At 32.4% G+C, this 19,838-nt stretch carries 25 protein-coding genes and 1 pseudogene; 20 read left to right on the top strand and 6 right to left on the bottom strand.

Annotated elements, in window-relative coordinates; all coding sequences use genetic code 11:
- Position 1: 1 nt before the first annotated feature.
- Complete coding sequence (locus DRF65_RS08710) at positions 2-700, bottom strand: LytR/AlgR family response regulator transcription factor (RefSeq protein WP_115970379.1); 699 nt, start codon at positions 698-700, stop codon at positions 2-4.
- Positions 700-1,728 (bottom strand): sensor histidine kinase, encoded by a 1,029-nt coding sequence (locus DRF65_RS08705; protein ID WP_115970378.1) that lies wholly within the window; start codon positions 1,726-1,728, stop codon positions 700-702. The genes DRF65_RS08710 and DRF65_RS08705 overlap by 1 nt, the downstream gene beginning before the upstream one ends.
- Positions 1,729-1,957: 229 nt before the next feature.
- Between DRF65_RS08705 and DRF65_RS08700 the strand changes: the two genes are divergently transcribed.
- The 14 genes from DRF65_RS08700 (at position 1,958) to DRF65_RS08645 (ending at position 13,996) form a co-directional block, all read left to right on the top strand.
- Positions 1,958-2,650, top strand: a complete 693-nt coding sequence (locus DRF65_RS08700; RefSeq protein ID WP_115970377.1) for a DUF2490 domain-containing protein — start codon at positions 1,958-1,960, stop codon at positions 2,648-2,650.
- Positions 2,651-2,668: 18 nt separating this feature from the next.
- A complete protein-coding gene (locus DRF65_RS08695; RefSeq protein ID WP_115970376.1) occupies positions 2,669-3,955 on the top strand; it encodes a CitMHS family transporter in 1,287 nt (428 codons plus the stop codon).
- 90 nt (positions 3,956-4,045) lie between these two features.
- Positions 4,046-5,284, top strand: coding sequence for a cation:dicarboxylate symporter family transporter (locus DRF65_RS08690; protein ID WP_115970375.1), 1,239 nt, complete (start codon positions 4,046-4,048; stop codon positions 5,282-5,284).
- Positions 5,285-5,386: 102 nt separating this feature from the next.
- Entirely contained in the window at positions 5,387-5,569 is a 183-nt protein-coding gene (locus tag DRF65_RS08685; protein WP_115970374.1) for a hypothetical protein, read from the top strand.
- A gap of 143 nt (positions 5,570-5,712) precedes the next feature.
- The gene (locus DRF65_RS08680; RefSeq protein ID WP_115970373.1) at positions 5,713-5,901 is read left to right on the top strand and encodes a hypothetical protein; all 189 of its coding nucleotides are present in this window, start codon (positions 5,713-5,715) and stop codon (positions 5,899-5,901) included.
- Positions 5,902-5,951: 50 nt separating this feature from the next.
- Entirely contained in the window at positions 5,952-6,674 is a 723-nt protein-coding gene (locus DRF65_RS08675) for a DUF3108 domain-containing protein (protein ID WP_115970372.1), read from the top strand.
- Between the two features lie 161 nt (positions 6,675-6,835).
- Complete coding sequence (locus DRF65_RS28410) at positions 6,836-6,973, top strand: hypothetical protein (RefSeq protein ID WP_165852192.1); 138 nt, start codon at positions 6,836-6,838, stop codon at positions 6,971-6,973.
- A gap of 266 nt (positions 6,974-7,239) precedes the next feature.
- On the top strand, positions 7,240-7,374 hold the full coding sequence (locus DRF65_RS29095) for a hypothetical protein (protein ID WP_259080891.1): 135 nt from the start codon (positions 7,240-7,242) through the stop codon (positions 7,372-7,374).
- Positions 7,375-7,553: 179 nt separating this feature from the next.
- Positions 7,554-7,832 carry a co-chaperone GroES gene (locus tag DRF65_RS08670; protein ID WP_034696138.1) on the top strand — a complete coding sequence of 93 codons (279 nt, stop codon included), beginning with the start codon at positions 7,554-7,556 and terminating at the stop codon, positions 7,830-7,832.
- 104 nt (positions 7,833-7,936) lie between these two features.
- Positions 7,937-9,562, top strand: coding sequence for a chaperonin GroEL (groL, locus tag DRF65_RS08665; RefSeq protein WP_115970371.1), 1,626 nt, complete (start codon positions 7,937-7,939; stop codon positions 9,560-9,562).
- Positions 9,563-9,646: 84 nt separating this feature from the next.
- Entirely contained in the window at positions 9,647-10,417 is a 771-nt protein-coding gene (locus DRF65_RS08660; RefSeq protein ID WP_115970370.1) for a hypothetical protein, read from the top strand.
- A 323-nt stretch (positions 10,418-10,740) separates the two neighbouring features.
- Entirely contained in the window at positions 10,741-12,510 is a 1,770-nt protein-coding gene (locus DRF65_RS08655; RefSeq protein WP_115970369.1) for an AIPR family protein, read from the top strand.
- 260 nt (positions 12,511-12,770) lie between these two features.
- Positions 12,771-13,271 (top strand): hypothetical protein, encoded by a 501-nt coding sequence (locus DRF65_RS08650; protein WP_115970368.1) that lies wholly within the window; start codon positions 12,771-12,773, stop codon positions 13,269-13,271.
- 53 nt (positions 13,272-13,324) lie between these two features.
- Positions 13,325-13,996, top strand: coding sequence for a hypothetical protein (locus DRF65_RS08645; protein WP_123947306.1), 672 nt, complete (start codon positions 13,325-13,327; stop codon positions 13,994-13,996).
- Positions 13,997-14,021: 25 nt separating this feature from the next.
- On the opposite strand, the gene DRF65_RS08640 is transcribed toward DRF65_RS08645, so the two are convergent.
- Positions 14,022-14,279 carry an XRE family transcriptional regulator gene (locus DRF65_RS08640; RefSeq protein ID WP_115970366.1) on the bottom strand — a complete coding sequence of 86 codons (258 nt, stop codon included), beginning with the start codon at positions 14,277-14,279 and terminating at the stop codon, positions 14,022-14,024.
- A 518-nt stretch (positions 14,280-14,797) separates the two neighbouring features.
- Here DRF65_RS08640 and DRF65_RS08635 point away from each other — a divergent pair.
- Both DRF65_RS08635 and DRF65_RS08630 read left to right on the top strand, forming a co-directional pair.
- Entirely contained in the window at positions 14,798-15,334 is a 537-nt protein-coding gene (locus DRF65_RS08635; RefSeq protein WP_115970365.1) for a hypothetical protein, read from the top strand.
- A gap of 128 nt (positions 15,335-15,462) precedes the next feature.
- Positions 15,463-16,185 (top strand): hypothetical protein, encoded by a 723-nt coding sequence (locus DRF65_RS08630; RefSeq protein WP_115970364.1) that lies wholly within the window; start codon positions 15,463-15,465, stop codon positions 16,183-16,185.
- A gap of 59 nt (positions 16,186-16,244) precedes the next feature.
- On the opposite strand, the gene DRF65_RS08625 is transcribed toward DRF65_RS08630, so the two are convergent.
- The 3 genes and pseudogenes from DRF65_RS08625 to DRF65_RS08615 form a co-directional block, all read right to left on the bottom strand.
- Positions 16,245-16,835 carry a DUF6624 domain-containing protein gene (locus DRF65_RS08625; RefSeq protein WP_123947305.1) on the bottom strand — a complete coding sequence of 197 codons (591 nt, stop codon included), beginning with the start codon at positions 16,833-16,835 and terminating at the stop codon, positions 16,245-16,247.
- Between the two features lie 136 nt (positions 16,836-16,971).
- Positions 16,972-17,166 (bottom strand): annotated as a pseudogene (locus tag DRF65_RS08620) (winged helix-turn-helix transcriptional regulator); the annotation flags it as partial.
- Positions 17,167-17,413: 247 nt separating this feature from the next.
- Positions 17,414-17,761, bottom strand: a complete 348-nt coding sequence (locus DRF65_RS08615) for a winged helix-turn-helix transcriptional regulator (RefSeq protein WP_115970431.1) — start codon at positions 17,759-17,761, stop codon at positions 17,414-17,416.
- Positions 17,762-17,843: 82 nt separating this feature from the next.
- Between DRF65_RS08615 and DRF65_RS08610 the strand changes: the two genes are divergently transcribed.
- The 4 genes from DRF65_RS08610 to DRF65_RS08595 all read left to right on the top strand — a co-directional run bounded on the left by DRF65_RS08610 (position 17,844) and on the right by DRF65_RS08595 (position 19,829).
- On the top strand, positions 17,844-18,353 hold the full coding sequence (locus DRF65_RS08610) for a dihydrofolate reductase family protein (protein ID WP_115970361.1): 510 nt from the start codon (positions 17,844-17,846) through the stop codon (positions 18,351-18,353).
- 60 nt (positions 18,354-18,413) lie between these two features.
- The gene (locus DRF65_RS08605) at positions 18,414-18,650 is read left to right on the top strand and encodes a hypothetical protein (protein ID WP_123947304.1); all 237 of its coding nucleotides are present in this window, start codon (positions 18,414-18,416) and stop codon (positions 18,648-18,650) included.
- Positions 18,651-18,878: 228 nt separating this feature from the next.
- Positions 18,879-19,379, top strand: a complete 501-nt coding sequence (locus tag DRF65_RS08600) for a DUF2004 domain-containing protein (protein ID WP_115970359.1) — start codon at positions 18,879-18,881, stop codon at positions 19,377-19,379.
- Between the two features lie 207 nt (positions 19,380-19,586).
- Positions 19,587-19,829 carry a hypothetical protein gene (locus DRF65_RS08595; RefSeq protein ID WP_115970358.1) on the top strand — a complete coding sequence of 81 codons (243 nt, stop codon included), beginning with the start codon at positions 19,587-19,589 and terminating at the stop codon, positions 19,827-19,829.
- Positions 19,830-19,838 lie beyond the last annotated feature (9 nt).

Here is a 19,838-nt window from a genome sequence, read left to right as displayed (position 1 = left end):
TTTATCCTAAATATTCTTTCAGATGCTTTTTATAAGTTCTTCCTAATGGGAGCTGTTCTCCGCCTTTCAAATAAATCGTATTTGAATCATATGAACTGATATGAGAAGAAAGAACAATATAAGATTTATGAATTCTGATAAATCCCAGGTTTTGAAAATTTTCTTCAAAATTGGACATCCGTTCCAGGATCATATATTTTTTCAAATGGGTGATCAGAATAATATATTCTCCAAACCCCTGAATCCATTTTATATCTTGAAGAAGGACTTTATTCATGATATAATTAGATTTAAACATAATGAAATCTTCCTGTTTTTTATCTTCTGCAGATTGTTTAAACTGTAAAAAGTCCTTCGCTTTATATACTGCTCTTTTAAATGTTTCGAAATCTACAGGTTTCACCAGATAATGCACTACATCCAATTCAAATGCTTTTACAGCATACTGAGTTTCCAGGGTAAGAAATATACATAATGGTTTATAGGGAAGCTTAAGTAAAAGGTCAATCCCATTGATATAAGGCATATTAATATCCAGAATAACAAGGTCTACCCTATTCTTCTCTAAATATTGCAGTGCCTCTTCCGGATTCTGAAATATCTCCAGCAAGTCTACATCTTCTATCTGATCACAATAGTGCCGGATAAGTTCTAACGCGGGATATTCATCATCCACTCCTACGATAGTCAGGTTAGCCATTATAGTTTAATTTTTAAAGTAGTTTCGTATGTATTATTCTCAGCCGCTTCCGATATAAAAGTAAATCTTTCAGGATAATATTTTTCCAGAATGCTGATGACCGCTTCATTTCCAAATCCATTATCATTAAAGTTATTCACTAGATTCCGGTTCTTGGCTACAGAATTTTTAATTTCAAATAATAATTCCTGATCCTGTATTTTGTAAGATACCTTGATAAAGCTATTCTCTTCAATTCCCACTGCTGAATGTTTTAAAGCATTTTCAAATAAAGTAAGACAAACTGATGGCGGTACTTCAATAAGTTCCAGCGTTTCATCATCTTTTATTTCAAACTTGATATCCAATAGGTTATTATACTTTAGCTGGTAAAGTCCAATCAATGATTTAATCGTTGAAAACTCCTGCATTAGCGTAATTTTTTCCTTATTGGTATCATAAATAACATACTGCAGCAAACGGCTTAACTGTAAGATTGACTCAGATGTTTTCTCAGATGGATTAAAACTTTTGGAATAAATATTATTAAGAGTATTCAACAAAAAATGAGGGTTTAGTTTCGATTTTAAAAGGTCAAGATACAATTGGTCTTTTTCTTCCCCTAAATTTTTAAAATCCTGCTCGATCAGAAATTTATCCTTCGTGATTCCCAGAAATGACGCCACCAGTATCACAATACCCTGAGCGGTATAGACATTATAAAGGAATTTTGTATTGGAAAGGGTTTCATCAAATTTCATATGAAACACCGCAGGTTCCAGCAAAATTCTAAAAAGACTTGATACTAAAAAACAGATGAATGCATACAGAATAAATTCCGGATACTTATTGGAAAGATAAAACCTGGGCACAAGATAAAAATAGACCAGATAGTAAATCCCAACATTGAAAATAATTACAAATAATACAGACCAGATAAGCTCAGGAACATCCAAAAAGTAGTTTTCGGTGAAAAAAGTGATGATAAAGAAGAAGAAAAAGAAGAAAACGTGCTGAAACTTCAGCAAAAGCCCCCAATGATATTCCATCAGTCTCTTTAAAATCTTACCACTAAGTAAAACTCTAAAAATCAATAATATAAATACAATATTTATAATAAAAAACATCTAAAATATCCAATTTTCAATCTTCCAAATATAAGACCTTTTTCTCCCCGGATTGCAGTTTACTGATAAAAACTGCTATTGATTGAAAAATAAATTCACGGCTCCTTCTTATAAATATATTTGAGAAAGCAGGATATTAATTCAATTTTACATGAAAGTTAAATTATCGTTAATCACCTTTTTTCTACTAGGTGTCAGTCAATTTGTTATGGCTCAAAGCCGGGACAGTTATAATATGTGGTTCCAATACCTCATGTCTGCAAAACTTACAGACAAAAGTACGTTGACAGCCCTTACCCAATACCGGTCTTTTGACCTCGCCTATGATACCAGACTTTTTCTGGTTTCTGCCTATGTAGATTATGAAGTAGCTCCTGAAGTAAGACCTGCTGTAGGAGCGATGTTTCTTATTCTGGACTCGTACAAATCTGATAACACCAAAAAAGAAAGGTATGAAAAAAGACCTTTCCAACAGGTAAGTTTGGGAGGTAATATCGGAAGAACCTCTATTTCTCACCGATTTCGTGTGGAGGAACGGTTTATCAGTAATCCGAATGAATTCATTGTAAGACTCCGTTATCTTATTTCTTTAAGAATCCCATTCAATAAAGCCGGGGAGAAAGAAAGGCTTTATGGTATTCTGAAAAATGAAATCAGAATGAATGCCAGCAAAGAAGAAACTTTTGACAGCAACCGTTTAACAGCCGGGATAGGAATAAAAACAGGAAAAACCTCAGCCATAGAAGTTGCTTTTATCAACCAGCTGGAAACCGGATCTACCAGTAACTATGCCTATATCGGCTATCGAAACAATTTTGACTGGAGAAAAAATAAAAATAAATAACCTCAAATACAACCACCTATGCTTACATTCCTTGGATTTTTGATGATCATCATCTTTATGGTGCTTATCATGAATAAGAAGATGACTCCTCTTACCGCCTTAGTCATTATCCCTGTAGCCATCGCATTTTTAGCAGGTTTTGGATCTCAATTGGGAGAAATGATGAAGAATGGAGTCAAGGAAATAGCCCTTACAGGGGTTATGCTCATCTTTGCCATTCTTTATTTCAGTTTAATGATAGACACCGGGCTTTTTGAGCCTTTAGTCAATCTTATTTTAAAAGCCGTTGGAGACAATCCAGTAAAAACAACTATAGGAACTGCTATTCTGACCACATTGGTTTCTCTGGATGGTGATGGCTCTTCTACATATATCATTGTTGTAGCAGCCATGCTTCCTTTATATAAAAAACAAGGAATGAACCCATTAACGCTGACCTGCATTATTATGCTGGCTGGTGGAATTATGAATATTTTACCTTGGGGAGGTCCTACGGCAAGGGTGATGAGCTCCCTGAAACTGGGACACACCGAAATTTTTGTGCCTATGATTCCTATTATGGCTTTAGGCATCATCTGGGTTATATTTGTGGCCTACATCCTGGGAAAAAAAGAAAAAAAACGCATCGCAAAATATGGGAAGTATACAAAATACAGTACCGGAGACATTACAGGAGAATCTGATCCTCAGCTTCTCCGTCCAAAACTGATCTGGGTGAATTTAATTTTGACTCTTGTTCTGTTGACTGTGATGATATTAGACATTGTTCCATTAGGTATTGCTTTTATGATTGCTTTTTGTATTGCTTCTGTCATCAATTACCCAAAACTAAAAGATCAGCAGAAAATTATTTCAAAACATGCCGGAAACGCATTGTCTGTAGCAGGAATGATCTTTGGAGCAGGAATCTTTACGGGAATCCTTAACGGAACCGGCATCATGCAGGCTATGGGAAATAGTATGATAGATATTGTTCCCAAAAGCTGGGGTGGTTATCTGAATATTATTACAGCCATCTTTAGTGTTCCTCTTACTTTCTTTCTCACGAATGATGCCTATTATTTTGGAATACTCCCTATTATTGAGGCAACAGGACGCCAGCTGGATATTGCTCCTGAAATATTAGGAAGAGCAAGTCTTGTTGGTCAGGCATCTCATTTATTAAGTCCTTTGGTTCCTTCCACCTATCTGTTAGTATCACTAGCAGGAGTAGAATATTCTGATCACCTGAAGTATACTTTAAAATGGGCAATCGGATCATCAATCATCATGCTTATAGGGGCGCTACTTCTTGGAACCATATGATAAGAATGTAATGAATAATGAGTATCTTCAACTTCAGAAATAATATTACCGCTTAAAACTTGTTTTGTAAAAAATAGCTTATTTTTCCCGATGAACCCTTTACAACCTCAGAAAACATTTACCGGAAAATACCTTAAAAACCTTACATTGTATGTATTTACAGCAATGATGGGAGGAGTATTGGCCGGTCATTACCTTCCTGAGGAAAGTATAAGACTGGGAGTGGTGAGCCGGTATTTTTTCATGATCCTGGAAACACTGATCCTCCCTGTTATATTTATGGCAGTCGCCTATGGAATCAGCCAGCTGTCTGAGCTCAAAAATGCCCGTAATATTGTATGGCAGACTATTTTATATTTCTTAGTGATGACTTCGATCGCCATAATAGTGGGTTTCGTTTTTGGATTAATGATGCAGCCCGGTTCTGATACAGGAATTGACATTACCAGAATCAATACATCCTTACCCAAGACATTTGAAATCAAAAATGATGGTCTGCCCAATCTTATCTATCTCAACAGGCATGGTATCTTTCTTTTCCTTTCTATTGTGATTGGTATTGCTATGAATCTTTCTTCAAAAAAAGAAAAGTTCCTGAATATATTGGATCAGGGTGTGAATATATTTTATACCGTCATTAAGTATCTTTACATCATTCTTCCCCTCATTATTTTCTGTAATATAGCCTATGGTGTTGCTGTATATGGCATCAATACCCTTCTTCCTTTAAGTAAGGTAGTTGCCACGGTATATATTGCTGATATTGTTTTCATTTTTGGAATTCTTGGGGCTGTTTCTTACCTCTTCAAGTTTAACCTTTGGAAATTTTTACTGAACATCAAAGAAGAAATTATCCTGGTGGTCAGTACCTCATCTTCTAAAACAGCCTTTCCTCTCATTTTTGAGAAAATGGAATCTGAAGGCTACAGCAGGAAAATTTTAAGATTTATTATTCCTTTAGGGTATAATTTTAATCTTGCCGGAGCCTGTATCTATCTTTCCGTGACCTGTTGTTTTCTGGTTCAGTTTTATACGATCCCTTTAAGTTTCAATGATTATCTGTGGCTTTTTATCATCATTTCTATTACTTCAAAAACAGCCTCCGGTGTCCCAGGCTCAGGATTTTTGGCGCTTATTTTCACTTTGAACAGATTTGGAAAAATTCCGTTGACAGATATTGCTCTTCTCTATAGCGTGGATCGTTTTATGAATGAAGCCAGATCGGTAACCAACTTTATAGGAATTGCCGTTTCCGGGGCAGTGATTTCGAAAATAAATCAGGCTTCAAAGAATCATTTAACAGATAAACCCAGAACTGAAACATTGTGAAAAATTTCAGACATTGTTTCTTAAAACACTAACAATCAATACTTTTACATTCTATTTCTGTATTTTTTGTAATTTGGATTCATCCAAACTCAACAGAAAATCATGAAAAATATCATTATAACGCTCATTATCTTTCTATTCGGATTTAACCTCACCTATTCGCAAACACAATCAGGCTCCGAAAAAGATAAAGCTGAACTCCATAAAGTGCTGGATACTTTTATGACCAGCTTAAAAACCAAAGACACACCAGCCTCTATCGCTTATTTTATGACGGGCCAGTAACCTGGGTAGGGGTTTATAAGGATAAAACCCAGCAGAAAAGAATTGAAAAAGACCCTAAATCTCCGGATCATAAAACAGCAGATTATAAATCCTGGTTCAGAAGCACTACTAAAGGATCTGTAAAAGAAGAAAAATTTTCTAATGTGAATATAGATACTGACGGCAGCATTGCTTCTGTAGCATTTAATTTCAGTTTCTGGGCTGGAGGAAAGAAAGGTTTATGGGGCAAAGAATCCTGGGGACTTGTGAAAATTAAAAATGAATGGAAAATCACCAGTGTGATATTTTCAATGGAAAACGAAAATATTTCTCCTGAACCTCAAAAAGAATAAATAGCATTGTAACTTTTTGAATTTCAGATCAACTAACTAATAAAAAGATCATGAGAACATTCTTATTCCTTTTATTAGTGAGCAGCGTGAATCTCTTTTCACAAAAGCTTCTTACCCCAGAAAATGTACAGATCAATTCTAAATTGATCAAAGATGAAACATCAGAATCTGTGTGGTATGCTGAAAATGCCGGTACAAAAATAGAAATCGGAAGTATCATTACAGAAACCAAAAAGCTGAATAAAACAGATCTTCTTATCAAAACAATAGTGAAAATGAAACAAGCTCCAGATGCTCAATGGACAGATTCCACTATTGTAAAAACCTCAAATTTCACCCCGGAGTATCATTCTTCTTATAACTCCATGCGGGACATGGTTCTAAAGTCCGGTAAAGATAAAGTTACAGGATATTATCTGGATAAAAAGTTGCAGAAAAAAGATAGTATCGATATTCCTGCAACCCAATATTTTGACAGCAGCAGCTATGCAATGCTGATAAGATTTCTTCCATTGCAAGAACACTATTCTGCCGAAATTTCTATTTTCGACTACAATCCAAAATCTGAGAAAAAAGGAATGATGAAGGCCTATATTCTGGATACCCAAAAGTCAGAATATAAAGGGAAACCGGTCTGGGTTGTGAAAACAAATGATGATATCAGTAACAAAACCACTACCACCACTTATTATATTGACACGATAACAAGAAAAATAGTAAAACAGGAAATGGATATGAGTGGAAGAAGAATGTTTTTAGAAATGACCTCATAAAAACAGTCATTCAAAATACCAATAGCAATTCCCTGTCTACAAACAACCTAACAACCTGTATTAAAAACATTTACCTTTGAATTAACAATAAAAACACAGGCTGTCAAAAAAACCTGATTGACATTAAATGTTCAGGAGCTAAAAAAACAAAGGTATTATATATGAAAAATGCAAAATTATTAAACAGAGATGCTCAGAAATCCATTAATGGAGGTTCTGCGAGAAAACTTGTTTGTTGTGATTATGATGACAATATGAAATGTATCCGCTGGATCGGACCAGGGCAATTTTGTCCATAGATCTGCCCTGATACAACAAATAATTATAAAAGCCGGAGATATCTTCCGGCTTCTCTTTTTGTCTTCTACCTCTTCTGAAATCAATACTGCTCCAAACAAACGAACAAGTATTAACTGATAACCAATAATTTATACTAAAAAAAAACAATTAAAAATATATCACATATTAAGGAAAAAACATATCTTTGATTTAATTAAACACCAAATATCAAAATCCTGATTGACTTTAAACGTTCAGGAAGTATACAAATTAAATATTATTAACTATGAAAAATGCAAAATTACTAAGCAGAGATGCTCAGAAATCAATCAACGGCGGTGCAGCAGGACGTTATTGCTGTGAACGCAATTACAAAGGACAATGTATTCTATGGATCGGACCGGGACAACAATGTCCATAAAACAGGATTCATAAAAATTAAACACTTACAATAAAAGCCGGAATTTTCCGGCTTTCTTATTTTATTTTTCTGCCATATTTTCACATTCGGGCTCAAAAGTCTGCCATTTCAGCCGTCTACGCCTCATGGCATACATTTAGAGAATTACAACACAGAAATAATTAAAAAATAAATATATTATGTCAGTAAACTTTAAACCATTGGCAGACAGAGTTCTGGTAGAGCCAATCGCAGCAGAAACTAAAACAGCTTCAGGTATTATTATCCCGGATACTGCAAAGGAAAAGCCGCAAGAAGGTACTGTAGTGGCAGTAGGACCTGGTAAAAAAGATGAGCCTACAACTGTTCAGGTAGGTGACAAAGTTCTTTATGGAAAATATTCAGGTGCTGAATTGAAGTTAGAAGGTAAAGATTACTTAATCGTAAGAGAAGCTGACTTATTAGGAATTATTGGCTAAGATTTCAGATCACAGACATCAGATTTCAGATTAAAAAAATCAAATTAAAAAACTATTGTTAGCTGTCTAATATCTGACATCTAACATCTAATATCTAATCAAAAATGGCAAAAGAAATAAAATTCGATATTGAATCAAGAGACGCTCTAAAGAGAGGTGTAGATGCATTGGCTAATGCAGTAAAAGTAACTTTAGGTCCTAAAGGTAGAAATGTAGTTATCGAAAAATCTTTCGGAGCTCCACACGTAACTAAGGATGGTGTTTCTGTTGCAAAAGAAATCGAACTTGAAGACAGAGTAGAAAATATGGGAGCGCAAATGGTAAAAGAAGTTGCTTCCAAAACTAATGATATCGCAGGAGATGGTACTACTACCGCTACTGTTTTGGCACAGGCTATTGTAAGAGAAGGTCTTAAGAATGTAGCTGCAGGTGCTAACCCAATGGATTTAAAAAGAGGGATTGACAAAGCGGTAACTGCTGTTGTTGAAAACTTAAAATCTCAATCTAAGACAGTTGGAGATTCTACAGAAATGGTAAAACAAGTTGCTTCTGTATCTGCTAACAATGACGAAACAATCGGTGCTTTGATCGCTGAAGCTTTCGGAAAAGTAGGTAAAGAAGGAGTAATCACTGTAGAAGAAGCTAAAGGTATCGATACAACAGTAGATGTTGTAGAAGGTATGCAGTTCGACAGAGGATACCAGTCACCTTACTTCGTGACTAACCCTGAGAAAATGTTAGCTGAACTAGAAAACCCATATATCCTTTTAGTAGAGAAGAAAATTTCTTCAATGAAAGAATTATTACCAGTTCTTGAGCCAATTGCACAAGGTGGTAAGTCTCTATTAATTATCTCTGAAGAAGTTGAAGGTGAAGCTTTGGCTACTTTAGTAGTAAACAAATTAAGAGGTTCTCTTAAAATTGCTGCTGTAAAAGCTCCAGGATTCGGAGACAGAAGAAAAGCAATGTTAGAAGATATCGCAATCCTTACAGGTGGACAGGTGATTTCTGAAGAGCAAGGTTTCACTATGGAAAACATCTCTTTGGATATGCTTGGAACTGCTGAGAAAGTAACGATCGACAAAGACAACACAACTGTTGTAAACGGTGGTGGTGACGAAGCGAAAATCAAAGGAAGAGTAGCTCAGATCAAAGCTCAGATGGAAACTACAACTTCTGACTACGACAGAGAGAAACTTCAGGAAAGACTAGCTAAGTTAGCTGGTGGTGTTGCTGTCCTTTATGTAGGTGCTGCTTCTGAAGTAGAAATGAAAGAGAAAAAAGACAGAGTTGATGATGCATTACACGCAACTAGAGCTGCTGTTGAAGAAGGTATCGTTGCTGGAGGAGGTGTTGCTTTAGTAAGAGCAATCTCGGCTTTAGATAACCTTACAGGAATCAATTCTGACGAAACTACAGGGATCAAAATCGTTAAGAGAGCTATCGAGGAGCCATTAAGACAAATCGTTGCTAACGCAGGAGGTGAAGGTTCTGTAATCGTTGCTAAAGTAGCAGAAGGTTCTGGAGACTTCGGATACAATGCTAAAACTGACGAGTATGTTCACATGCTTGAAGCAGGAATCATTGACCCAACTAAAGTAACAAGAGTTGCTCTTGAAAACGCAGCTTCTGTATCTGGAATGCTTTTAACAACTGAATGTGTAATCACTGAAGTGAAGAGCGCTGAACCAGCTATGCCAATGGGTGGTGGAATGCCAGGAATGATGTAATAGCAAGTCGCTAAGACAAATTTAATATATAAACCGTTCTGCTTTTGTAGAGCGGTTTTGTATATATTATAAAAACTAATAAAAATGACACAAAAACAACTTGAAAGATTTCTTTTATTCCTAAATATAATTTGTTTATTATTAATACTAAATATAAAATTTTTTCATTTATCATTAGTTAATGTTGACTTTACTGCAGAAACAATAAAGACAGCAAATGATATAATTTATAATCTCGCAACCAGTATAATTGCGAGCTATATTTTTTATGTAATCAATATTCAAATTGTATCTTATTACAGAGAAAAAAAGACCCAAAAACTAATATCAGGATACCTTTCAGATATATTACAGCAAATAAATATTGGACAAGCTTACCTAAGAGAAAGATATTTCGAAAATATAGATTTTAAAACATTGAAATTATCAAATTTTGATAATTTACATACATTAAAAAATAATGATGAAATTGCTTTTAGCTACGAAAGAAAAAATGAACTAGGAAATACAATAGCATGTTCAACTGGAACTTTTACCGAACTTGATCTATTTATCGAAGAGAAAAAATTAGTCAGAAAAAATATTGATATTATTTTTTCTTTCCCATATGCAATATCTCTTGACTATGATTTAGTTAGATTACTATACAAAATCCAATCATGTTATTTTTACATTGGTATCAGTAACATAAAAGATGGCATAAAATATTCAAATTTTGAAAAACATTTTTTTGAACACTATGAAAATATTAAAGAATTAGAAAAAATTATTAATAGTAAATCAACACTACTAAGGTTCAAGGAGTTTAATTTAATTCAAAGAGCCAAAAGTATGTGCAGATTTTTGAATCGGTAATTATCAATTTTATAAGAGTTACCCTTGAAAACGCAGCTTCTGTATCTGGAATGCTTTTAACAACTGAATGTGTTATACCAGTGGAATGCCAGGAATGATGTAATAGCGAGTCGTTGAGACAAATTTAATATACTAACCGTTCTATTTTCATAGGGCGGTTTTTTGTTTTTATGGTTTCCCATAATGAAATAGTATATTATATTTTATATTTGATAATTAATAATAGCTAAAATTAAAACAACATTAGCGCAATCGTATATATTATTGATGCAATGCGTAAAGTTGGATATTAGCTGCAATACCATTAAATTACCCTTTATATTATGCATGCAAAATACCAAATTTTAATTGATATTTTAGATAAAATCAGATCAGAAGTAAAAGCATCTGAGCCATCTTATAATAAATATAATCCAATAAGTACGGATGTTGAAAAAGTAAACCAAGCTAGAGCAAAAGCTTTTATACATTTATTTCTAAAAGTAAGCTTTGGTATATTAGAATTCCAAGAAAGAGAAGCATGCATTGCAGACGGAACACAAGATGGTGGTATAGATGGCTATTACATAAATAAAGATAATAAAACAATTTATTTTATTCAATCCAAATTTCGTATAAATGAAAAAAATTTTGAAGGTAAAGAAATTGCTCTTGAAGAAATTTTGACAATGGATGTTAATCGAATTCTAGATGGCGAAACTGCAGATGAAAAAGGAATTGAATATAATGGTAAAATAAAACAATTGCAACGTGAAATCACAGAATTGGATAATATAGGGAGATACTCATACCAAGTTATTATTCTTGCTAATTTATCTGGATGGACAGATTCAAAGTTACGTCAATTGACTGGTGGTTTTGCTACTGAAGTTTTTGATTATGAAAAGACTTATACAAAGTTAATTTTCCCAATGATTTCAGGGACATTTTATAATGCTACAGATTTAAATATTAATATAGATTTAAGTAATAAAAATGCAGGAAGTAAAATAAGTTATACTGTATTAACCAAGAAGGGCGAGTGTGAAATTACAGTACTATTTGTTCCAACAATTGAAATTGGACGAATTATGAATAAATATAAAAATTCAGTTCTAAAATATAACCCTCGAAGCTACCTTGATTTAGAAGGTAAAAAGGTAAATACAGCAATAACGGAAACTATTATTAGTAAAGAAACAAATGAATTTGCTTTATTTAACAATGGTATAACAATGTTATCGGATGAAACTCTAATAAATGAGAAAATCGGTCAAAAAAACAAAGCTCAACTAGTGGTTAAAAATCCACAAATAATTAATGGTGGGCAAACATCATATACACTTAGTCGAATTTACGAGATGTATAAAAATACAAATGTTGAAGAAGTTTTTGAAAATAAAGAAGTTCTATTAAAAGTTATTACATTACTTGATAAAAATGATGAACAAGGAAAAATAGAGTTGATTGAAGAAATTTCTACAGCAACAAACCAGCAAACACCTGTTATTGGAGCTGATAAATTTGCTAATGATTCAATCAATCTTAAGATACAAAAAGTTCTTTTTGATAGGTATGGATTATTATTTGAAAGAAAAAGAGGCGAATTTGCAGATGGAATTTTTCATAATTATATAATTGAGAAACAAATTATTGAAAGAAATCTATTTTTCAGAATGTATTACTCTGCCAATGGTAATGTCGATAAAGGGAGGCAAAAAAAACTATTTATGAAACAAGATTTTGTGGAGGAAACCCTTGATGATACTAAAAAATTAGATAATGCATATTTTGGCTATTTATGTTTCAGGAAATTATACAAAGCAAAACACCATAATCAAGCAGTTGATAGGATAACTTATGCCAAGGTTCGTGTACTAACTTTATTACACAAACCACAGAAAATTGAAGATTATCAAAAATCAATTGATGATAATATAGAACGTTTTGATAATAACTGGAAAAACTTTTACTCTAAAATTACAAAACATTCCAGATATCTTATTTCATATAAAGACAAAAAAACCGGCGAACAAAAAGAAAGAAGTAATTTCAATCCCACAAAATATTTTGATAGTCCAGAACTTATCAGTGATTCCAAAGATTACTATTAACTGGATTGTCATTAATCCCAAAATTTAAATTATGCATCCATTAAATTACAAGAAAGAAGATTTAGATAAAATTTTAAATCAAAAAATTGAAGTTAAATATAAAAATTATCAAAAAAAAATGAAATAATCAAAGGTTTTTTAATAAGATATGATTTAACAAATCTTGGGGATATTCTTCCACATACAATTACTCTTGATTTAGGAAGAGAAGAAAGAACAATAAATATGTTTGATATTGAACATTTAAAATTAATAAGTGAATGATAAGCTATATCAAAAGAAATACTTATACAATAATATTTCTCTTTTTTGCTGTTTCTATTTTATTTTGTTTTTATTATGATTTACTTAAAAAAGAGTTAATTATTACAACATTAGGTGTCTTAGTTGCCCTATATATAGGTTTACAAAAACAAAAAAGTGATGATGATAATTTATTTAAAAATCTATTTGAATCATTCAACGAAAAATATGATTCTGAGCTGAATGATTTGATGAATACTTTAAGGATTGAAACAGAAAAAGAATTAAGTAGAAAAGAAGTTAACCAAATTATTGACTATTTTAACTTATGCGCAGAAGAGTATCTTTGGTACAAAAAACGCAGAATTCCTAGTGATGTTTGGAAAGCTTGGAAAAATGGAATAATTGAAAACTTAAAAATACCTCAAGTTAAAAGTATTTTTGAAAGTGAAATAGCTTCAAAAAATAGCGAATTATCTTATTATGGTTTAATTGAAAAATTAAAACGGCATTGTTAATCTACAATCGGAAGTTAAGTAAACAAAAACCAACAGGAATAATATACACATTTATGGATATAAACTTGGATTCTATATCTCTAATAATTAGAAAACTTCAAGAATTAGAACAAATTTTTCAAGAGAATAAAGCCTTAATTTTAACTGAAAATGATTTAAAATGTCAGCTATTCAGATTAATTTATGATTTGTTCCCAATCAGTCATGAAACATTTAGCCCGGATATTAAAGGGTGTGCTGTACATTCGGAGGTGAAGTTCTTTGATGAAGACGATAAACTGACTTTAGTTCCTGACTTAATAGTTGTAAACACTTCAAATATTAGCATTTATCATTCAACGGAATATGAAATTATAAAACATACACCAGTTTATAATAGTAATCCTTCTAAAAACTTCACGATTGCTGGTGGAGCTATACTAATTGAACTTAAATTCTGTAGAGATAAGAATGGAATTAATGATACTGATATTTTTAACTATCAACAAGATGTTGATAAAATGATTAGATTAAAAGAGATTATTGAAAATAAAAATAATGGTAACGAAAAGGTTTATGGGATATTTGTAGCATTTAATAAGACAAACCTTGGGGAAAATAAATTTCAAATTTTTAAAAATTCAAATAATCACAATGACGAAATTAAAATATTTTATGGAACAGGAATGGTAGACTTTGCAAATACTACTAAAAATCCATTTAATTATATAGATGATCAACTTTAATCCATAATTCTACTCAGAGAATATTTTACTTATCTAATTCAGAATAATATTCCTCAAAATCAAAAACAATATCAAATAATTCTTTTGGATGTATTCTTAATCCAGTTGCAATTTCAATGAAAGTACTGAGTTGACAATCAATTTTGTTATTGGCAACATCACTAATTCTTGCAGCAGTAACATTACATCTTTCAGAAATCTTAGAATAGGGAGTCTCACCTTTTATTTCTTTTATTTTATCTGAGACCATTTTTTTGATTTCATCAGTCTTAAACTCGTTCATAATTGTACTCTTTAGTGCAAATTGTAATTATTAACAAAAAATACCATTACCGAATTCGGTAATGTTAAGATATTTTTATTATATTTGGAAAAGATTACTCATTAGAGTAATTTTGCGATACTTCAAAGAAATATAGAAGCTATTGCTTAGAATCTCGACTTGAAAACTGGTAATTTAAAAGTACACGAGAGGATAAGTAAAAGGCTCACGACCTAGGCGTGAGCTCTCTTATCTGTGTACAGGTATACCAGTACCTCAAGTCGGATATTGTAGAGTCTCATGCCGTTTTTATTTTCATGCTGTTCTGCTTTTCTACAATCATCTTTTTCTAAGCCTGCTTTACCACATAAAGTATCATGATACAATACAATGGGGTGTACAATCCATTGCGGCTTTCGGGCTTTTAGAAAAACACAAATTCTATTATATTCATTCGGCTTATATAGACAGGAGGTTCAGGCATTGCAGGGCTTACTTCTTTACTGCCAGATAAATCGTACAATAAAAAATACACACTCATGAAAAAAAACAGAACAGACTTTCAAACCCGGCTTGGGAAAGGCAGGAAGAAACATTACGAGTTACAGCAGATGGAAACATTTTTTCAGCTTAATGATCTGCCAGCCACAAAAGAGCTTTTAAACACCATTATGAGCTATGCCCTTAAAAGAAATAGCTGGATAAAAGAAGAACCCTCTGTCATTTATCATTTTCACCAGGCGATGCGGTCATTCATCCGTGCAGGCTACTTTTTAATATTGAAGGAAAAGAAATTGTTTGTCAATATTCAGTTGGAAGATGTTTCACCATTGGGTCTTGGCTTACTTTCGGAGAAAGAATATCAAAATCCGCTGCTGGTCTTTAAAAAAGCTTTCAAAGAATACAGTGTTAAGGAATTTGATTATTTTATTTCCGGAATGGTATATTTCTCACTGGGCATCTATGACAACCTACCGGAAAGGAATATGATCAATCCATACATTCATCTGATCAAAATGCTGGATGCAGCATATCTTATTATTGAAAGGAGAAGGAATATCAAGGGAAGAACGTGAACGAATGGACAAGGAAAATGGTTTTATTTTTGAAAATGAGTAAACAAAACAATACCCATATTTGAAAAAAGTAAAATCACTCTTAAAAACGGCATTTTATTTGATGAAAGGGTACAAAAAACTAATCTATGAAAAGGCTTTTTCTAATTTCTTTATTTTCAATCCCTTCAATTTTTTATTCACAAAATAAAGATATTACAGGAATCTATGGAGAAGGTCTAACTGGAAAATTTAACCCTTATGCCGACTATGTAGAACTTAAATCTGATTCTACATTTGTTCTCAATAATTATGGAAGAAAGTATCAGGGAGACTGGGCTCTTTCTGGCAACAAAATAGTATTAAACCCAAAAATCAAAAGGGAATTTGCCAAAGTAAACATGAAAGAATCTAAGATCACGTCCGATTCTATTACCATTAAAATTAATTACAATCCTAAAAATGATGACTCTAATCCGTCCAATAATCAGGAGTTTAGAATGGCAACTGTTTATTTTGATAAAAAGGGAAATTATGTTAATCTTCTTAAATCACCTTACATTAAGCAGTGTTTTTGGGCACCATCTATTAAAAAACAACACATTCTTAAGGCCGATAATTCAATTGTAATTTCCAAAAAAGAATTTTCACAAATAGGATTTATGACTTACAATGTAAAGGATTATATTATTTTTCTCAAAAAGAATAAAGATTCTAATTTTTTCGAATTTGAAATTGAAGATGTCCTTGCAGATGAAGATATTCTCAAAGAGCAGTATTTTATTCTTGATGGGAGATTTTTGTATTATCCAAATAAAAAAGGCAAAAAAGATATCATGCGGGTTCCTTTAGCTAAAAAGAAAATGGAATAGAATTAATTATATCTGATCCCCCGCTGCGCAAAGTCGTCTAGTGATTACATGTTGTGTTGTTAATTCGGATTGAACTGAATATTAAAATACTTTAAATAATCCTCTATTGGTTCCAATCCCATTTCTTTTCTTCTTTCGTTTACAGTTTCAGGATTTTCTAATGTATACAATTTACCATTTTCTATTTGTGAACCATATATTTGGGGTTTTCCTTCGTCCATTAACATCCTATCTTTCATCAATGCATATTGCTGTTTAGATAAGTCTCCATTTTTTACCGCTTTCTCTATTTGTGGAAAATACTTTTTTCTGATTTCTTTAGTACTATGTTGCAGACCCAACCAGATTGCATCCATGTGTTTTTGATCCACCTCCTTTAATGTCGGCATACCACACTTTTCAATAATGCTAATCACTAATTCCTGATTCCTGTGATCTTCTTTAGCGTATTTGATGAGTTCATTTGATTTTCTAATCCTTTGATCACTTTCAAAAACTTCGCTCAAGATTTGAATTTTTTTGCTGCAATCGACTTCAATAATATCTACTGAACCTACATAGACAAATTTATCCCTATTCATATAAAGGAATATTGATATCATTAAAACAAGAGCGGTTAATATGCTAAATAATATTTTTTTTATTTTCATTTCTATTTTTGTGTCATAATCCAAAATAGATTGACCATTTTTGGTTAAAAGTTAATTGTAAAAATAGGAAAAAATAGAGCCATCAAAATCAAAAAAAATGATCTGATATAAACTCAGCTTCTTAATGATATAAAAATCACTTCTCTTTTATTTTCTTTCTATGCTTCAAACCAAAATTAATTAAGGCACTAACCACATCTTCAGTTTCTTTGGCGTGTGTGGTAAGTGCATACGAAACGGTGATAGGTTTGGTGTTATTAACCGTTCGGGTAATCAGTAAATTCTCTTCCAGTTCCTGCAGAACTTTAGATAGAACTTTTGGACTTATTCCCCCGCTGCGCAAAGTCTCCTAACTTTGAGCCGATAACATAAAAATAGATCTTAAAAAAAGACTCCGAAGTCAGGAGACTTCGGATAGCCAATTTATTGCTCACTTGGAGTATATGATAACCTCCCGATAAATCCAAATATTGATATGATTAAATACTGGACCTTATTATTGAAAAGAGAGAAAAAAATAAAGTCTTCAAAATCAAAAAAGATGATTTGATGTAAACTCAATTTCTTAATGATATAAATCACTTCTCCTTTATCTTCTTTCTATGCTTCAACCCAAAATTAATTAAGGCATTGACAACATCTTCAGTTTCTTTGGCATGGGTGGTAAGTGCATACGAAACGGTAACAGGTTTAGTATTATTAACCGTTCGGGTGATCAGTAAATTATCTTCCAGTTCCTGCAACACTTTGGATAAAACCTTTGGACTTATTCCCAAAGCTATCTCTTGCAGATCTTTGAACCGCATTGTTTCGTGATGATACAAATTATGCAGAATACAGAACTTCCATTTACCGCTCAATAATTCAATGGCATCTTTAAGCGCCAATATTTGTTCTTTACTGATGTCATTTTTTTTAGTACTCATACAATAGTTACTTTCCAAAAGGTAACGCATAGTAAAGGTAAAGTTTCTTTCAGATAATTTTACACGGTAAAAAAAATTAAAAATGAAAGTAACAGTAATTGCCAACATTTCAGCTAATGGTAAAGTATTATTATCTGACAATCCACATCATCAGCTGCCACCAGAAGCAATGAAGTTTTATTTAGCATTCGCTAAAAAAGTGGGAAACCTTGTCATAGGCTTTAAAACCTTTGAAAATTTTTTAACCTTCCCACAGGAGGTCAAAGACCATTTCAACGGAATAGAAATCGTAGTACTTTCTGAAAAACCTAACCCATCAAAAGACTACAAGACGGTTAAAAGCCCTGAAGAAGCTATTGAATATATGTCACAAAAAGGTTGGCACGAAATGGCAGTTGGCGGCGGAACAGGTGCTTTTAATGCCTTTATAAACAAAGATTTGGTAACGGACATTTATTTTAATATTCATCCATTAATCACAGGAGTTGGCGGTGTTTTAGGAAACAGCAGTGAACTGAACTCAAAATTTAAACATAAAGAATATCAACTTAAAGACAGTTTCATTCAACTGCATCTAACAAAAGAAGACTGAATAACAACAAGCTAAAAAACATACAGTCTTGGATATATTCTGGACGAAAAAAATATCCTTATGTTAATCTTACTAAAGATGAACCGAAAGAACCTCCACTGTTGGTCTTTAAAAAAAGCATCCAAAGAATACAGCATCAAGGAATTTGATTATTTTATTTCCGGAATGGTCTACTTCTCAATGGGAATCTATAACAAGCTACCGGAAAGGAATATGATTAACCCGTACATTCATCTGATTAAAATGCTGGATGCAGCTTACCTTATTATTGAAAGAAGAAGAAGAAGCAAAAAATAAAGATAAATCAGCACATAAATAAAATAAGCAATCCAAAGAGTAAACTGCAGATAGCGAACTATTATTGAACTTTTTATTCTTTGTTCATTTAGTAATAAACATATGACAAACATTCTACAAAAGAAATAGATTATATTGAAAGAATAAATTCTATTTTTATAGGACAAAAAAATTGAATCTTAAAGTAAACTTAAAAAATAAATACACCAACTAACTGTAAAAATAATCATGGCAGAATACACATTACCTTATTTTGGGCAACTTTCAGCGTACAACATAGAAGAATATTATGATGTTACCATCAATTTCAATGGGAATGAAATTCAAATAGATTTAAATTTTGAAAGTGAGACTACTGATGCAGCAAAGCTAGATCAAATAAAAAACTATCTTGAGAATATTGAACCCTTCAATAAACTAGCTAAAAATTACATTCTTGAAGACTATCACAATGAAGACGGTGATACCGTAAAATTATATTTGGAACACCATCTTGAAGAAGTTGAGCAGGACAAACTTTCAACGGTTATCAACTTTGATGATTCAACAATAGAACCGGAGCAACAACTTTTAACAAAATTAGAATTAGTTAGAATTGGACTTTATCCTGACAATGAAGACGGTTTTGCTATTTTAGATTATTCTATCGGAAAAGAGATCACCGATTATCTGGTTGTCATAAATACAGATCAAAATGGTCAATTAGACTACATGTCTATGGAAAGCTAAATATTCCTCTATTTATAAAGAATTTATTAATGCTAAACCACTTTGATTTTCAGAGCGGTTTTTATTCTATTTTTATACCCTCTCTACCGCACAATTGTATCGTCTGGCTTTGGCTTATAGATTTATATTATTAGAATGTTTAATTTATAATACTAAAACCACACGAAAGGATTCGTGCGGCAGCGGAGGACTTAGAACTACTCACCATTGGTTCTTGGCCTGCTTTCGGAGAAAGAATATCAAAACCCTCTGTTGGTCTTTAAAAAAGCTTTCAAAGAATACAGCATTAAGGAATTTGATTATTTTATTTCCAGAATGGTCTACTTCTCACTGGGTATCTATGACAACCTACCGGAAAGGAATATGATCAATCCTTACATTCATCTGATTAAAATGCTGGATGCAGCGTATCTTATTATTGAAAGAAAAGGGAAAAAATTTCAAAATTAAATTAACATG

Source organism: Chryseobacterium pennae (assembly GCF_003385515.1).
Taxonomy (GTDB): domain Bacteria; phylum Bacteroidota; class Bacteroidia; order Flavobacteriales; family Weeksellaceae; genus Chryseobacterium; species Chryseobacterium pennae.
Note: the sequence above shows the minus strand (reverse complement) of the source record. Positions and strands in the feature narration are given on the sequence as shown.

Coding starts and splice junctions, on each gene's coding strand:
- DRF65_RS08650 (WP_115970368.1), top strand. CDS start 12,771: ATGATAAGCTATATCAAAAGAAATACTTATACAATAATATTTCTCTTT.
- DRF65_RS08640 (WP_115970366.1), bottom strand. CDS start 14,279: ATGAACGAGTTTAAGACTGATGAAATCAAAAAAATGGTCTCAGATAAA.
- DRF65_RS08635 (WP_115970365.1), top strand. CDS start 14,798: ATGAAAAAAAACAGAACAGACTTTCAAACCCGGCTTGGGAAAGGCAGG.
- DRF65_RS08685 (WP_115970374.1), top strand. CDS start 5,387: ATGAAAAATATCATTATAACGCTCATTATCTTTCTATTCGGATTTAAC.
- DRF65_RS08630 (WP_115970364.1), top strand. CDS start 15,463: ATGAAAAGGCTTTTTCTAATTTCTTTATTTTCAATCCCTTCAATTTTT.
- DRF65_RS08655 (WP_115970369.1), top strand. CDS start 10,741: ATGCATGCAAAATACCAAATTTTAATTGATATTTTAGATAAAATCAGA.
- DRF65_RS08615 (WP_115970431.1), bottom strand. CDS start 17,761: ATGAGTACTAAAAAAAATGACATCAGTAAAGAACAAATATTGGCGCTT.
- DRF65_RS29095 (WP_259080891.1), top strand. CDS start 7,240: ATGAAAAATGCAAAATTACTAAGCAGAGATGCTCAGAAATCAATCAAC.
- groL (WP_115970371.1), top strand. CDS start 7,937: ATGGCAAAAGAAATAAAATTCGATATTGAATCAAGAGACGCTCTAAAG.
- DRF65_RS08605 (WP_123947304.1), top strand. CDS start 18,414: ATGTTAATCTTACTAAAGATGAACCGAAAGAACCTCCACTGTTGGTCT.
- DRF65_RS08625 (WP_123947305.1), bottom strand. CDS start 16,835: ATGAAAATAAAAAAAATATTATTTAGCATATTAACCGCTCTTGTTTTA.
- DRF65_RS08705 (WP_115970378.1), bottom strand. CDS start 1,728: ATGGAATATCATTGGGGGCTTTTGCTGAAGTTTCAGCACGTTTTCTTC.
- DRF65_RS08670 (WP_034696138.1), top strand. CDS start 7,554: ATGTCAGTAAACTTTAAACCATTGGCAGACAGAGTTCTGGTAGAGCCA.
- DRF65_RS08700 (WP_115970377.1), top strand. CDS start 1,958: ATGAAAGTTAAATTATCGTTAATCACCTTTTTTCTACTAGGTGTCAGT.
- DRF65_RS08645 (WP_123947306.1), top strand. CDS start 13,325: ATGGATATAAACTTGGATTCTATATCTCTAATAATTAGAAAACTTCAA.
- DRF65_RS08690 (WP_115970375.1), top strand. CDS start 4,046: ATGAACCCTTTACAACCTCAGAAAACATTTACCGGAAAATACCTTAAA.
- DRF65_RS08695 (WP_115970376.1), top strand. CDS start 2,669: ATGCTTACATTCCTTGGATTTTTGATGATCATCATCTTTATGGTGCTT.
- DRF65_RS08660 (WP_115970370.1), top strand. CDS start 9,647: ATGACACAAAAACAACTTGAAAGATTTCTTTTATTCCTAAATATAATT.
- DRF65_RS08610 (WP_115970361.1), top strand. CDS start 17,844: ATGAAAGTAACAGTAATTGCCAACATTTCAGCTAATGGTAAAGTATTA.
- DRF65_RS28410 (WP_165852192.1), top strand. CDS start 6,836: ATGAAAAATGCAAAATTATTAAACAGAGATGCTCAGAAATCCATTAAT.
- DRF65_RS08675 (WP_115970372.1), top strand. CDS start 5,952: ATGAGAACATTCTTATTCCTTTTATTAGTGAGCAGCGTGAATCTCTTT.
- DRF65_RS08710 (WP_115970379.1), bottom strand. CDS start 700: ATGGCTAACCTGACTATCGTAGGAGTGGATGATGAATATCCCGCGTTA.
- DRF65_RS08600 (WP_115970359.1), top strand. CDS start 18,879: ATGGCAGAATACACATTACCTTATTTTGGGCAACTTTCAGCGTACAAC.